General features: G+C 32.3%; 12 protein-coding genes. All 12 read left to right on the forward strand.

Going from position 1 to position 15,126, the window contains the following annotated elements; translation table 11 throughout:
- Positions 1–279: 279 nt before the first annotated feature.
- Positions 280–1,752, forward strand: a complete 1,473-nt coding sequence (gene ricT, locus Q1B05_RS00940; RefSeq protein ID WP_299776612.1) for a regulatory iron-sulfur-containing complex subunit RicT — start codon at positions 280–282, stop codon at positions 1,750–1,752.
- Positions 1,739–2,233 carry a gliding motility lipoprotein GldH gene (locus Q1B05_RS00945; RefSeq protein ID WP_299776613.1) on the forward strand — a complete coding sequence of 165 codons (495 nt, stop codon included), beginning with the start codon at positions 1,739–1,741 and terminating at the stop codon, positions 2,231–2,233. Before ricT ends, Q1B05_RS00945 begins: the two co-directional genes overlap by 14 nt.
- Positions 2,234–2,237: 4 nt before the next feature.
- Positions 2,238–4,562 (forward strand): transglycosylase domain-containing protein, encoded by a 2,325-nt coding sequence (locus Q1B05_RS00950; protein ID WP_299776614.1) that lies wholly within the window; start codon positions 2,238–2,240, stop codon positions 4,560–4,562.
- A 368-nt stretch (positions 4,563–4,930) separates the two neighbouring features.
- Entirely contained in the window at positions 4,931–5,170 is a 240-nt protein-coding gene (locus Q1B05_RS00955; protein WP_299776615.1) for a hypothetical protein, read from the forward strand.
- Positions 5,171–5,237: 67 nt separating this feature from the next.
- Positions 5,238–5,963, forward strand: a complete 726-nt coding sequence (locus Q1B05_RS00960) for a GLPGLI family protein (RefSeq protein WP_299776616.1) — start codon at positions 5,238–5,240, stop codon at positions 5,961–5,963.
- 78 nt (positions 5,964–6,041) lie between these two features.
- Positions 6,042–8,684 carry a carboxypeptidase-like regulatory domain-containing protein gene (locus Q1B05_RS00965; protein ID WP_299776617.1) on the forward strand — a complete coding sequence of 881 codons (2,643 nt, stop codon included), beginning with the start codon at positions 6,042–6,044 and terminating at the stop codon, positions 8,682–8,684.
- A gap of 492 nt (positions 8,685–9,176) precedes the next feature.
- Complete coding sequence (locus tag Q1B05_RS00970; protein ID WP_299776618.1) at positions 9,177–9,410, forward strand: hypothetical protein; 234 nt, start codon at positions 9,177–9,179, stop codon at positions 9,408–9,410.
- 51 nt (positions 9,411–9,461) lie between these two features.
- Positions 9,462–10,253 carry a GLPGLI family protein gene (locus Q1B05_RS00975; protein WP_299776619.1) on the forward strand — a complete coding sequence of 264 codons (792 nt, stop codon included), beginning with the start codon at positions 9,462–9,464 and terminating at the stop codon, positions 10,251–10,253.
- A gap of 66 nt (positions 10,254–10,319) precedes the next feature.
- Entirely contained in the window at positions 10,320–12,998 is a 2,679-nt protein-coding gene (locus tag Q1B05_RS00980) for a carboxypeptidase-like regulatory domain-containing protein (protein ID WP_299776620.1), read from the forward strand.
- Between the two features lie 181 nt (positions 12,999–13,179).
- Positions 13,180–13,872 carry a CoA transferase subunit A gene (locus Q1B05_RS00985; RefSeq protein WP_299776621.1) on the forward strand — a complete coding sequence of 231 codons (693 nt, stop codon included), beginning with the start codon at positions 13,180–13,182 and terminating at the stop codon, positions 13,870–13,872.
- A 106-nt stretch (positions 13,873–13,978) separates the two neighbouring features.
- A complete protein-coding gene (locus Q1B05_RS00990; RefSeq protein WP_366944327.1) occupies positions 13,979–14,311 on the forward strand; it encodes a four helix bundle protein in 333 nt (110 codons plus the stop codon).
- A gap of 36 nt (positions 14,312–14,347) precedes the next feature.
- Positions 14,348–15,001, forward strand: a complete 654-nt coding sequence (locus Q1B05_RS00995) for a 3-oxoacid CoA-transferase subunit B (protein ID WP_299776622.1) — start codon at positions 14,348–14,350, stop codon at positions 14,999–15,001.
- The last annotated feature ends 125 nt before the right edge of the window (positions 15,002–15,126 follow it).

Below are 15,126 nucleotides of genomic sequence, written 5' to 3' on the forward strand. Positions count from 1 at the left end.
CGTATTCTAAAGAAATAAGTAGGAGTAAAATTTTACTTTCAAATGTGTTTAAGTTTGAAAAAGAACTTAAATCGGTATCAAATCGACTAAATTATGAAGTTGAATTGAATTAATATTTCTTTTTTTTAAGTCTTTAGAATAATCATATCTTTACAAATCAAACTAAGTGTTAGGTTTAACTAAACGCTAGTTTTACAGAGGTTTTAATACTTGAAACTTCGTTTTAATAATTGTCTTCTGTTAATCGCTGATTATCAGAATCTATATATACATAAATTTATGGCTTGTGAAAGTTGTTCAACAGGAAAAGATGGCCAGCCTAAGGGTTGCAAAAGTAACGGAACATGTGGAACGGATAGTTGTAACAAACTAACGGTTTTCGATTGGCTTGCTAATATGTCGCTTCCAAATGGTGAAGCCCCTTTTAATTGGATTGAAGTGCGTTTTAAAAACGGACGAAAAGAATATTATAAAAATACCGAAAATTTAACATTAAGTATCGGAGATATTGTAGCAACTCAAGCTGCAAATGGTCACGATATTGGTATGGTTACGCTTACAGGAGAATTGGTAAGAGTGCAAATGAAACGTAAAAAGATTTCGCAAGATGGTGAAATCTTAAAAATATATAGAAAAGCATCGCAACGCGATATAGATATTTGGTCTGAAGCTCGTGATAAAGAAGAGCCAATGAAGGTTAGAGCGCGACAATTCGCAATCGATTTAAAACTTCATATGAAGATTTCAGATATTGAATATCAGGGAGATGCTAGTAAGGCTACATTCTATTATACAGCGGAAGAACGCGTAGATTTCAGAGAGTTAATTAAAGTTTTTGCACGCGAGTTTAGAACCCGTATCGAGATGAAACAAGTCGGTTTCCGTCAGGAAGCTTCGCGTTTAGGAGGTATCGGATCTTGTGGTCGTGAGTTGTGTTGTTCGACTTGGTTAACAGATTTTAGATCGGTAAGTACATCTGCAGCGAGATATCAGCAGTTATCATTAAATCCGCAAAAATTAGCAGGACAATGTGGTAAATTAAAATGTTGTTTAAATTACGAGTTAGATACCTATTTAGATGCATTAAAAGAATTTCCAAAGACAGAGGTTAAACTTAAAACACAAAAAGGAACTGCGGTTTGTCAGAAGACAGATATTTTCAAGGGGCATATGTGGTATGCTTACGAAGGTGAGTGGATGAATTGGCATAAGATTACCATAGAACAAGCTAAGGAAATTATAGAACTCAATAAGAAAAATGAAGCTGTAGGAAGTTTAGAAGAGTATGCTGTAGATTTACTTGAAGATACTAAAGTAGAATTTGAGAATGTTGTAGGTCAAGATAGTTTAACACGATTCGATCAGCCTAAAAAATCTAAGCGTCGCAGAACTACTAAAAATATAAAAAATACGAAAGGTGATGCCGGAGATAATTCTAAAGGAAATACAGTTGTAGCTAAGCCTACGGTAAAAAGACCTGTTAGAAGAAAATCTGCAAACCCTAATCAGAATTCCAACACTAAAACTAAACAAACCCCTAACGCCAAGCCAAAGCAAAATCCTAATGCAAAAACTGCAGATGGAGAAGCTAAGCCAAAACCAAATAGAAATAATAGGAATAGAAATAAGAGAAAGCCGCAAAATAAGCCGAACTCTCAGAATCCTAATCCAAACGCAAAGCCTAATCCAAATGCAAAGGCTAAACCGAACCCTAATCCAAAACCAAATCCTAATACCAATGCAAAAAAGTAGTGCGATTTTATTTTTATTAAGCATGCTGTTTGTAATGACTTCTTGCGACTCTAATCAAGTATTCGATGCTTATAAATCGGTGCCAGGGTCATGGAGTAAAGAGGATGTTGTAGCGTTTAATTTTACACCACCAGATACTACAAATGCTTATAATTTATTTGTAAATGTTAGAAATAACAACGATTATAAATACAGTAATTTATTTTTAATTGTTGGTTTAGAGTTTCCGCATGGAAAAACAGTTACAGATACGTTAGAGTATAGAATGGCTAAGCCAAATGGTGAGTTTCTAGGCGAAGGATTTAGTAGTATAAAAGAAAATAAATTGTGGTATAAAGAAGGATTTATTTTAAACGAATCTGGAAATTATACTGTTCGTATTCAACAAGCCATGAGAGAAAATGGCAAGGTAAATGGTGTAACAAACCTTGAAGGCATAACAGATGTTGGCTTCAGAATAGAAAACCCATCAACACATTAACATTATGGCAAAAAAGAAACAACCTGTAAAAGATCAAAGCTATGCAAAGTATGTTCGCTGGTTTTGGGTACTTTTCCTGACTGGCGTTATCGCCTTTGTTTTGCTGTTTTTATCAGCTTCAGCATTTGGTGATCTACCAGATCACACTGTTTTAGAAAACCCTGAAACTAATCTGGCTACAGAAATTATTTCTTCTGACGGAAAGACTTTAGGTAAATTTTATTTTAACGATAACCGTACACCTGTAGGTTACGATGCTTTATCTCAGTATTTAGTAGATGCATTAATTGCTACTGAAGATGTCCGTTTTCATGAACATTCAGGTGTTGATGGTCGTGGTACACTAAGAGCTTTTGTTAAAATGGGAAAAGGCGGTGGTGCCAGTACCATTACGCAACAATTAGCAAAACTATTATTTCATGGAGAAGGTTCTAAAAACATAGTAGAACGTATAGGGCAAAAGGTAAAAGAATGGATTATAGCCATTCGTTTAGAGCGCCAATATACTAAAGAAGAGATTATTTCTCAGTATTTTAATATCTATGACTTTGGAAATAATGGAGATGGAATAAAAAGTGCCTCTAGTATTTACTTTGGAAAACAACCAAAAGATTTAAATTTAAAAGAATCTGCAATGCTTGTTGGGATGTTTAAAAACTCTTCATTGTATAATCCAAGAAGAAATCCTGAAGGTGTTAAAAATCGTAGAAATGTGGTTTTAGCACAAATGCAGAAGTACGGATATATTACAGAGCGAGTAAAGGACTCTTTACAACAAACCGACTTAGATTTAAATTACACTCCGGAATCTCACCGCGAAGGTATTGCAACATATTTTAGAGAGTATTTAAAGAAATTTATGAAAGATTGGATTAAGAAAAATCCAAAATCAGACGGTACATATTATAACTTATACGGAGACGGATTAAAAGTGTACACCACCATAGATTCGCGTATGCAACAGTATGCAGAAGATGCTGTACAACGCCATATGATTGATTTGCAAACTGAATTTGATCTTCAGAATACTCCAGAAAGAAATTCAACCACACCATTTTTGGGTTTAAGTAAAGATGAGGTTGATGGTTTATTAAATCGATCAATGCGTCAGTCCGAACGTTGGAGAAAAATGAAACGTGACTTTAAAAAATCTGATGAAGAAATTATCAAGTCATTCAATGTTGCTATTCCAATGACTGTGTTTTCATGGAAAGGCGAGATAGATACTATAATGAAACCTATAGATTCTATACGCTATTCTAAGAAATTTTTACATTCCGGGATGATGTCTATGGATCCTATAACAGGACATGTAAAAGCATGGGTTGGTGGTATAAATTACAGACATTTTCAATACGATCATGTTAAACAAGGAAAACGTCAAGTAGGATCTACTTTCAAACCATTCGTATATGCGACAGCGATAGACCAATTACATTTATCGCCATGTGACGAATTTCCAGATGTACCGTATTGTATAGAAGAAGGACGTTGGGGGAATTTAAAAGATTGGTGTCCAGAGAATTCAGGTTTAACTTATGGAGGGACCCGAACGCTTAAAAATGCCTTAGCAAATTCTGTGAATACTATTACAGCACGTTTAATGGATAAAGTGGGGCCTGCACATGTTATTGAAATGGCTCATAAATTAGGAATTACAACAGATATTCCAGAAGTGCCATCTATAGCATTAGGAACAGTAGATCTAAGCGTATTCGAAATGGTTGGAGCATATGCCACATTTGCCAATAAAGGTGTCTATACAGAGCCTGTTATGGTAACGAGTATTGAAGATAAGAATAATACAATTTTATTTCAGTTTACACCAAAAACTAAGGATGTCTTGAGTGAAGAGGTAGCTTATGTTACTGTAAAACTTTTAGAAGGTGTTACCGAAGGTGGTTCTGGTACGCGTTTAAGAACACAAGGTGCAGAAAAATGGAATAAAATGTATCAAGAAATTATGACGGGATATCCGTATAAATTAACAAACCCTATTGCTGGAAAAACAGGAACAACTCAAAATCAAAGTGACGGTTGGTTTATGGGTATGGTGCCTAACTTAGTAACAGGTGTTTGGGTAGGAGCAGAAGACAGAGCTGTGCATTTTAAAAGCATTACTTACGGTCAAGGTGCATCTATGGCTTTGCCTATTTGGGGGACATATATGAATAGTTGTTATGCTGATGAAGATTTAAATATCTCGACAGCTGCATTTGAAGAACCAGAAGATTTAACGATTCTAGTAGATTGTGATAAAGGTTCAGATGAAGATCAAGTAATTCAAGTTAAACCAAACCAAGGTACAGTAGAAGATTTAGATTTCTAAATTATATTCATAAAATAAATTAACGACCATTCTAGAGCAGTGCAACACTGTTTTAGGATGGTTTTTTTATGTCTTATTTTTATAACTACGGTTTTTCCGTAATGTAAAATCTTGTTTTCAAGTGTTTTTCGATGAAATGCAGATTTTTCATAAAATTTAAAAATCTTTTTTTTTACGTTTGATAAGTTGAAGGAAATTTATTGAGTTTGAAGTCTTAATAAATTTCTGAATACAAGATCGATCATAGTTGGCGCCAGCTTATTTTTTTAAGAAACTTCAACCATAAAACTTCAAGGCTTTTAATTAAGCAAAACAATAGTATTAATTTACCTGTTTAAAAGTATTACAGGTTTAAAAATTTAAAAATTATGAAAAAAATTATTGGATTATTAACTGTTGCATTAATCATAGGAGTAATGCCGTTACAAGCGTTAAATACTGAAGTAGAAAAGACTAATAAAGGTGAACTTGAAGTTTTACGTTGGAGAGATTGTATAGACGAATATGAACTTGAGCTGGAATTAGGTTATTCAGAAGCAGAGGCTGATGCAGTATTTAATGATTGTATTGATGCTAATAATAAAGAAATGGATGCATGCTGTGATTAAATAAATGAATGGATTACCATGTTTTAATTTTTTTATTACATGGTAATTTCAAATAACAAGATGAGTTATGAAAATAAATATATGTGGGCTGGTATTACTATTCTGTTTTTCTACAGTATTTGTACAAAACACGGTTACAGAAGTAACTTATAAGACGATTTTAAATTTTGCGAATTTATCTGAGAAGATGACTGATAAATACTCTAAATCTGAAATAAATACTATTGTAAATTCGCGTTCGGGTTACGATGCATTTAATTACACCTTATTATTTAATAATTACGAATCTGTATTTTGGTTAAACCCTATAGAGGTTGGTATGGAGTCTGAAGGAGGTGATAATAACCAAGTAACATTGTACAATCGAGAGAAGGATTCTAAGTTCTATAAAAATTTAAAAGACAAGATCTGGTTGGAGAACTTTATGTCTAGTGGAGATGGCTTATTACTTTTAACGCTTAAAGAAGAAAAGGTAGAATGGGATATTACTACAGAAACAAAAAAAATAGGAAAACAAACTTGTTATAAAGCCAATTTAAACACAGGAAAAGAAGTGTATGGGTATAGCGACATGTCTCCAGATATTTCTGTTTGGTTTACTCCTGAAATTGCAGTACCCTTTGGACCCAAATCTTTTGGAAATTTACCCGGATTAATTTTAGAAGCTAGTATTGGTCCTCGTACTTATTATGCTACGTCAATTAAATATAATGTAGATAAAACCATAAATAAACTAACAGAAGGCAAACCAATAACTCGAGAAGCTTATCGTGCTAGTCGTGCTAAATTTTAATTTTTTTATTAATTATACCCAATAACTAACTTGGTGCATTATAAAACCTACGTATTCTTTTACATCTTTTTTTTGTTTATGGCTACGGCATATGCACAGCAAATTACATTAAGTGGGACAGTAAAAGATAGCTTACACATGCCATTAGAATATGCCAATATTTTAGCTGTGCCAGATTCTACTTCTAATAAAGTGCGTTTTTCTATTACCGATAATTTTGGTTTTTATAGGTTAAATTTAGAATCTCATGTTAGATATACTATCACAGTCAGCCATTTGGGACATGAGCCTCAATATGCTAAAGTGTTTTCTATCACTGAAAATATTAAGCAAAATTTTATAATGCCAATACAGACCAGTCAGTTAGATCAGGTAGATATAGCGTATACACCACCTATTTCCATTAAAAGCGATACGATAAGTTATAGAGCAGATTCATTTGTTACTGGAGAAGAGCGAAAATTACGAGATGTTTTAAAAAAATTACCAGGGATAGAGGTCGATCGTGATGGAAAAGTAACTGCTAATGGTAAGCCGGTAAGTAAAGTATTGGTAGAAAATAAAACCTTTTTTACAGGAGGGACTAAGCTGGCCATAAATAATTTGCCTGCTGATGCTATAGATCGGATAGAGCTGTTAGATAATTATACCGATGTGGCTATGCTTAAAAATTTACAGAATAGTGAAATTTTAGCCATGAACATAAAATTAAAAGAAAACAAAAAACAATTTTGGTTCGGAGACTTGGAGGCTGGAGGAGGTGTTAAAGACCGGTATGTTGTCCATCCTACCTTATTTTATTATAGTCCAGAATCTACTTTTAACTTTATAGGCGATTTTAATAATACAGGACATAAAAGTTTTACATTCCGAGATTATGTCGACTTTGAAGGTGGATATTCTAAATTAAATAAACAATCTGGTAGTTACTATACGCTTTCTAATGATGACTTCTCTACATATTTAAAAAATGAAGATTATAAAGCACATACGAATCAATTTGGTGCATTGAATGTTAGACGAGCATTAACCCCGTTAACAGATCTTTCTGCTTATGTAATTGTAAACAATGCAACCTCTGAAACTCAAAGAAATACTACAAATGCATATTTAAATAATGATACTCCATTTACAGAAGATCGTATAACAACTAGTCAATTACAAACCTTTTTTACGATTGGTAAGATTACCTTAGATTACGATCCTAGTGCAAATGAAGATTTAGCCTTATCTACTGTATTTAAAATAGCTAACAGCACCAATACCGATTATATAAATACAAATAGTATTTACGAGAACAATACCATTAACACAGAGTCTAATCTAAAACAGTTGTTCTTTAATTTAGATTTGCGCTATACTAGAAAGTTTTCTAAAAATCATACTGCTACTTTAGAAATGGACTATAATTTTAGTAATGATAAACCGCTTACAGATTGGCGCACAGATGAAGATATTTTAGAAGGATTAATTCCGCTAGAAACGGATACTGTTTATACTATTCTTCAAACTAAAAAGGTGAATATTCATGCTGCAAATGCAGTTGTTAAAGACTATTGGGTTTTAAATGAAAAAAACCATGTGTATACTACTTTAGGAACGCAATTAGCCTTTAGTAATTTGTATAGTAACAATAACCAATTGTTAAGTAATGGAACGCTAAATAATTTTGATTCTGCCGGGTTTGGTAACGATTTTACCTATCAATTTATCGATAATTTTATAGGAATGGAGTATAAGTTTCAGTTGGGAATTGCTACGCTTAAACCCGGTATTTTTTATCATTTTTACTTCTGGAATACGCAGCAGCAATACGATTTGGCTACTACACGAAATACAAATTTACTCTTACCTCAATTTAATGCCGAAATAAAGTTTAGTAACGGTAATGCTTTAGATGTAGGTTATAATCTAAATGCGCAATTTCAAACTGTAGAACAGTTAGCAAGTAGGTATGTATTAAGCAGTTTTAATAGTGTTTTTAAAGGTAACGAACAACTCGAACACGATTTATACCATCGCATTAGTTTTCGGCTTTCTAAATATAGTACTTTAAAAGGTTTAAATTATTCAATAAGAGCTGCGTACAATAAAAAAGAGAAGCAATTTAAAAATGTAACTCAGCTAGATGGCATAGAGAGTGTAAATACCATTATACTTTTTGATAGACCAGAAGACAGTTGGAATATATTTGGTAATATTTCTAAGCGTATTAACCGATTAAGATTTAAATTAACTGGATATGCAAATTATAGTAATTTCTATCAGTTATTAAATTCCGAAATCAATAAGAATACGTCTAAAACAGTCATGGTAAAGACTGGTCTATCAACTCATTTTAAAACATGGCCAAATCTTGAGCTAGAATACTCAAAAAATATAAGTTTGTATCGTGCTATTGGGTTAAAGACCACCTATAACACAGATGTTTTATCAGCTGCCTTAGAATACGATTTTTTAAAAGCATTCATTTTTAAAATAGATTACGAATTAGATATTTTTGAAAATAAAGATGAAGCGGTCTACAACACCTTCGATAATGCTAATGCAACTCTTTTTTACCAGAGAGAAAATAGTCCTTGGGGTTTTGAAATAGGTGCTCATAATATATTTAATACCACGTTTAGGCAAGGAAATTCATTTTCAAACTATCTTATAAGTGATAGTAAAACATACATCATGCCTAGAATGTTGCTGTTTAAAGTACAATATAAATTGTAAGTATTTCTTAAATATGCACTTCAATATTTCGTATTTTTAAAAGGATTCTAAATTCAAAATATCATGATAAAAAAAACGCTAATCTCTGTAGCAGAAGCTCTTGATGGTGTAACCAATTCATATCTATAAAATAAATTAACGACCATTCTAGAGCAGTGCAACACTGTTTTAGGATGGTTTTTTTATGTCTTATTTTTATAACTACGGTTTTTCCGTAATGTAAAACGTTGTTTTTGAGTGTTTTTCGATGAAATGCAGATTTTTCATAAAATTAAAAAATGAAAAATCTTTTTTTTTTTTACGTTTGATAAGTTGAAGGAAATTTCTTGAGTTTGAAGTCTTAATAAATTTCTGAATACAAGATCGATCATAGCTGGCGCCAGCTTATTTTTTTAAAACTTCAACCACAAAACTTCAAGGCTTTTAATAAAGCAAAACAATCGTATTAATCAACCTGTTTAAAAGTATTACAGGTTTAAAATTTTAAAAATTATGAAAAGTATTATATTTTCTTTAGTATTTATTTTTACAGCAACTATTGGATTTTCAAAAAATAGTTCTGAATTAGTTAATAATGATTTGATTTTGAATGGAAATTTAGATGCTTCTTGTTCAAAGTATGTTGTTGTCAAGGATCAAAACGGTAGCGTTTTGGCGGATTTTATGGTGGACTTACCTGAAGGAAGCTCGGATTGTGGAGGAGTTGAATTCATTATATTAAATTAAAAATAAATGAAGCTCATAAAAATATGAGCTTCATTTTAAATTCGCTTACAAATGAAAAACATTAGCCTACTTATTTTCTTTTTAATAGTCAGTTTACCTCTTACTGCACAACCAGATGCTGTTTATACTAGTGTCAATTATCATACCAAATTAAATTTAGATTACCCGGCAGAACAATATTATACTTTAGTGTTTAAAGGTAATAGATCTAGTTATATCGAGAAAGAATATATTGCGGTACCAATACCTAACAGTAAAACAGTGGATTACACAAATCATGAGGAATCGGAGATTTTTTATGTAAATAACGTAGAAAAAACATTGCATTTTCAGGAGTATATAGATTCTAAAAAATATTTAGTTACAGCCAACTTCCCAAAAATTAAATGGGATATTACTTCTACAGTTACAGACACGGTTTTAGGGCATTTGTGTAATAAGGCTGTGGGTAATTTTAGAGGCAGAACCTATACCGCTTGGTATACCCCAGAGATTCCTGTGCCTTTTGGTCCTTGGAAACTTCAGGGCTTACCCGGATTAATTTTAAAAGTAACAGACAGTTTAAACCAGATTGATATTACGGCAACACGTTTAGAATTTAAGACCTTGAAGACGTTAGATGAAAAATTAGATTTGCCAACAGATTATAAAAAGATAATTGATGAAAAAACATTTCTAGACATGCGGTTTGCATCTCGGATGGAACAAATACAACGAATTCGGGCAACCATGAGCCGGGAAGCTAAGTTAGGACCAATCAATATAAAGACAGATAGAACCAATAGATGGGAGAAATTTTACGAGTGGGAAACCGAACCGTCTACGCCGAGTAAATCGGAGTAGAATTATACCATCTATATATACTTAAAATACGTATTACATGCTTACGTCCCAAAACCAAATTACTTAATGCCCAAAACCACTTGCAAAAATTTTGCCCAAACCAGTATTATTGCCGTTATGTTGTTGTATTCGTATTTCGGGTATGCCCAAACTACAATTTCTGGAACGGTAACAGATAGTATAGGCGCCTTAGCATCTGTAAATATTTTATTAAAAGATAACAGTAATGCTTTAGTGACTTATGGGTTTTCTAATGTAAATGGATCTTATGCTATAGAAGATATAGATTCTGGTACGTATGTTTTAGAATTTTCAGCACTAGGCTATCACACCAAAAAGCTATCAATAGATTTAACTGCTGAAGATGAAACCGTTCAATTTAATGTGGTTTTACATGAAAAAGCTATGGCTTTAGATGAGGTTTTTATTTCTGCCGAAAAGCCCATTTCTGTACAAAAAGACACTATTACGTTTAAAACTAAATACTTTATCAATGGTACAGAACAAACAGTAGAAGAGTTACTAGAAAAAATACCAGGTTTAAATATAGATAGCGATGGTAAAATAAGAGTAGGTAACCAAGAGATTGAAAAAATAATGGTTGATGGCGACGATTTTTTTGAAAAGGGCTATAAAATATTGTCAAAAAATATGCCTGCGTATGTAATTGATGAAGTCGAGGTTTTAAAAAATTACTCGAATAACCATTTACTAAAAGGTGTAGAAGACAGCGATAAGGTGGCTTTAAATTTAAAACTCGATGAAAGTGCAAAACGAATTTGGTTTGGTAACATACAGACCAGTTTAGGTAACGATAATTTTTACGAACTAAAGGGAAATTTAATGAACTTTGGTAAGAAAAATAAATATTACTTTTTAACTAACCTAAACTCGATAGGGAAGGATGCTACAGGCGACATTCAAAATTTAATTAATCCGTTTCGATTAAATGACCCAGGGCATATTGGCGACAACCAAAATGCAAATACACTTATAAATTTGTCGGCAACACAGCTAGATTTTAAAAAAAGCAGAACCAATTTTAACAATGCCGAATTGGTATCTTTAAATGCCATTTTTAATCCGACCGAAAAATTAAAAATTAAAGCACTTGGTTTCTTTAATTGGGATGAAACCAATTTTTATAGAAAAACTACCGATGTTGTTTATGCTAACGGCACCGACTTTATTAATACCGAAGATTATAAACTGAGAAAAAAAGCTAAAACTGCTTTTGGTAAGGTAGATGCAACGTATAATATTTCTGAAACCGAAATGTTGGAAAGTACTACCAAATACAATATAAGTACCTATCAAGACGATTCTAATTTGGTGTTTAATGGTTTGAATACGACCGAAAATTTAAACGACAAGAACACACGTTTCGATCAGAGTATAAATTACACCAATAAGTTTAAAGATAAACGTGTGCTTTTGCTTACCGGACGACTTATAGACGAAAATACACCACAAAATTATAGTGTTAATCAATTCCTTTTTCAAGATCTTTTTCCAGATGAAAGCACAGCAAATAATGTAAAGCAATATAGTGTAAACCATATGCAATTTGTTGGAGTCAATGCGCATTTACTAGATAAAAAAGAAAACGAAAACCTTTTAGAATTACAACTAGGAAATACCTTTAGAAAAGATAAATTAAATACTACATTTTCATTATATGATGAAAACTTACTATTAGAAAACCCTACAGGTTACCAAAATAGAACCATGTATACGGTAAATGATTTGTATTTAAAAAGTAAATACATTTTAGATTTAAACACATTTAAAATAATTGGAAAATTAGATTTACATCAGCTATTTAATGAATTAGAAAATAATGAACATTCAGATAATCAAAGGCCGTTTTTTGTCAATCCAAGTTTAGGTTTAGATTGGAAGATAAACAACAAAAATAAGGTAACCTCTACCTATTCTTATAACACTACAAATGTTGGGGTTTTAGATGTGTACAGCGATTATGTATTAACCAGTTTTCGTTCGTTTTCTAAAGGAACATCCGGATTTAATCAGTTAGATGCCTCTAGTATTATGGTTAATTATATGTTTGGAAATTGGAGCGATCGTTTTTTTGCAAACACATTTTTTGTGTACACCAAAAATCATGATTTCCTTTCTACACAAAGCATTGTGGAACAAAATTATTCCCAATCAGAAAAAATACGAATTCACGATAGATCCTTCTTTATTATCAGTTCTAAGCTCGATTATTATTTTAAATCCATATCGTCTAACTTAAAACTAGATTTAGGCTATACTAAAAGTGAATTCAAAAATAGTGTAAATAATTCTGCCCTGCGACAAGTTACCTCTCATAATTACAGTTATGGTTTAGAATTGCGTTCTGGATTTAAAGGGTTTTTTAATTATCATTTAGGAACTAAATGGACAACATCGAAGATAGAAACTACGATTACAAATTCGTTTACAGATACGATTAGTTTTTTAGATTTAACGTTTGTGTTATCAGAAATAGTTGATGTGCAATTACAGTCTGAGCGGTATTATTTTGGAAGCTTAACCTCAAAAAATGAATATTATTTTTTAGATTTTGAAGCGAATTATCAATTTGTTGAAAGTAAAATAAAAATAGGAGTAACAGGAAAAAATTTATTAAACACAAAACAGTTTAGAAAATATACTGTTAGTGACATTAGTACATCTTCAATCGAATATAGATTGTTACCAAGATATATACTTCTAAAATTAGAATATAGGTTTTAAGGAAAATAAATTGGTTGTTTATTTTTACAGGAATAAGGAATGAATATAATAACCTCTAAATAAGCTATTGTGTTCTTAAATTATTAAACTTCCAAAATTAATACCCAGCTACAATACAGTATTAGTGAATTTAATCATGAAATAATTTCGTATTTTTAAGGGTAAGCAAATTCAAAATATCATGATAAAAAAAACAGTACAATCTGTAACAGAAGCTCTTAAAGGAGTTACTAATAACATGACGTTTATGCTTGGTGGTTTTGGTTTGTGCGGTATTCCGGAACAGGCCATTTCAGAATTAGTAAAGCGAGATATAAAAGGACTCACTTGTATTTCTAATAACGCGGGTGTAGACGATTTTGGTTTAGGACTTCTCTTGCAAAACAAGCAAATCAAAAAAATGGTATCCTCTTACGTAGGCGAAAATGACGAGTTTGAACGGCAAATGCTTAGCGGCGAGTTAGATGTTGAATTGATTCCGCAAGGCACATTAGCAGAACGTTGTCGTGCTGCACAAGCAGGGTTTCCTGCCATTTATACACCTGCAGGTTATGGAACCGAAGTTGCTATAGGTAAAGAAACTCGAGAGTTTGAAGGTAAAATGTATGTACTAGAACATGCGTTTAAAGCCGATTTTGCTTTTGTGAAAGCGTGGAAAGGTGATGAAGCAGGGAATCTAATATTTAAGGGGACAGCCAGAAATTTTAATCCAGTAATGTGTGGTGCAGCAAAAATTACAGTTGCTGAGGTTGAAGAATTAGTTCCTGTTGGCGAATTAGATCCGAATCAAATTCATGTGCCAGGTATTTTTGTACAGCGTATTTTTCAAGGTAAGAATTATGAAAAACGTATTGAAGAGCGGACGGTGAGGTAATGTAGAAATTAATAAATGTAACATTGTAATAATTATAATGAATTAATTGATCGATTTGAAGATTTGAAAATTAGAATGAGTTGAGAAATGATTCAGAAAATTAATAGTGAAATTGTCTTTTGAATTGGCCTTGGATGTTGTTACTTTTTCAGAACAAATTAGAGCCAATAACAGATTTGAAATGGCGTCTCAAATATTTAGGAGTGGTACTTCAATTGGTGCAAATATTAAGGAAGCTCAAAATGCCGAAAGTAAAAGAGACTTTATTCATAAATTTAAAATTTCAGCAAAAGAGGCAGATGAATTGGAGTATTGGTTGAAAATTTGCCAATCCTCAGAATATTATCCGAATCCAGATGAGAAATTATTAGAAAACCTTAAATCAGTGATATTAATCATATCAAAAATCATTTCATCAAGTAAAAGAAACACCAATTAACTAATTTTCAAATTAACACATCAACAAATCAGTAACATGTTAGACAAAATTGGAATAGCAAAAAGAATAGCACAAGAGGTTAAAGACGGTTATTATGTAAACTTAGGTATAGGTATTCCAACCTTAGTGGCGAATTATGTGCGAGCAGATATTGAAGTAGAATTTCAGAGTGAAAATGGTGTGTTGGGCATGGGGCCGTTTCCTTTTGAAGGCGAAGAAGACGCAGATGTTATAAATGCTGGTAAACAAACTATAACTACTTTGCCAGGTGCTAGTTTTTTTGATTCTGCTACTAGTTTTGCCATGATTCGTGGGCAACACGTAGACTTAACCATTCTTGGAGCCATGGAAGTTGCAGAAAATGGAGATATTGCCAACTGGAAAATTCCGGGTAAAATGGTAAAAGGAATGGGGGGTGCTATGGATTTGGTTGCTAGTGCTCAAAATATAATTGTAGCTATGATGCATACCAATAAGGCAGGAGATTCAAAATTACTAAAACGCTGCAGTCTGCCGCTTACAGGAGTAGGTTGTGTAAAAAAAATAGTTACCAATTTAGCCGTTTTAGAAGTAACCAAAGAGGGGTTTAAATTATTAGCACGTGCTCCAGGTATTTCTGTAGAAGATATTATAAAAGCTACAGAGGGACATCTGATTATTGAAGGCGAAATACCACAAATGAAGCTCTGAAATGAAGAGTATTATTGTCTTAAACGTGTTAAATGTTAAAAAATAATGTATTTCATCGATTTATGTTGCTTTTTAACGAGTTTATCGAATTTAAGTTAGATATTTACAGTACCCAAAAATACTAT

It is taken from the genome of uncultured Formosa sp. (genome assembly GCF_947500765.1).
Taxonomy (GTDB): domain Bacteria; phylum Bacteroidota; class Bacteroidia; order Flavobacteriales; family Flavobacteriaceae; genus Formosa.

Bases quoted from the DNA above. Each gene is read 5' to 3' on its own strand.
- ricT (WP_299776612.1), top strand. From the start codon at position 280: ATGGCTTGTGAAAGTTGTTCAACAGGAAAAGATGGCCAGCCTAAGGGT.
- Q1B05_RS00945 (WP_299776613.1), top strand. From the start codon at position 1,739: ATGCAAAAAAGTAGTGCGATTTTATTTTTATTAAGCATGCTGTTTGTA.
- Q1B05_RS00950 (WP_299776614.1), top strand. From the start codon at position 2,238: ATGGCAAAAAAGAAACAACCTGTAAAAGATCAAAGCTATGCAAAGTAT.
- Q1B05_RS00955 (WP_299776615.1), top strand. From the start codon at position 4,931: ATGAAAAAAATTATTGGATTATTAACTGTTGCATTAATCATAGGAGTA.
- Q1B05_RS00960 (WP_299776616.1), top strand. From the start codon at position 5,238: ATGAAAATAAATATATGTGGGCTGGTATTACTATTCTGTTTTTCTACA.
- Q1B05_RS00965 (WP_299776617.1), top strand. From the start codon at position 6,042: ATGGCTACGGCATATGCACAGCAAATTACATTAAGTGGGACAGTAAAA.
- Q1B05_RS00970 (WP_299776618.1), top strand. From the start codon at position 9,177: ATGAAAAGTATTATATTTTCTTTAGTATTTATTTTTACAGCAACTATT.
- Q1B05_RS00975 (WP_299776619.1), top strand. From the start codon at position 9,462: ATGAAAAACATTAGCCTACTTATTTTCTTTTTAATAGTCAGTTTACCT.
- Q1B05_RS00980 (WP_299776620.1), top strand. From the start codon at position 10,320: ATGCCCAAAACCACTTGCAAAAATTTTGCCCAAACCAGTATTATTGCC.
- Q1B05_RS00985 (WP_299776621.1), top strand. From the start codon at position 13,180: ATGATAAAAAAAACAGTACAATCTGTAACAGAAGCTCTTAAAGGAGTT.
- Q1B05_RS00995 (WP_299776622.1), top strand. From the start codon at position 14,348: ATGTTAGACAAAATTGGAATAGCAAAAAGAATAGCACAAGAGGTTAAA.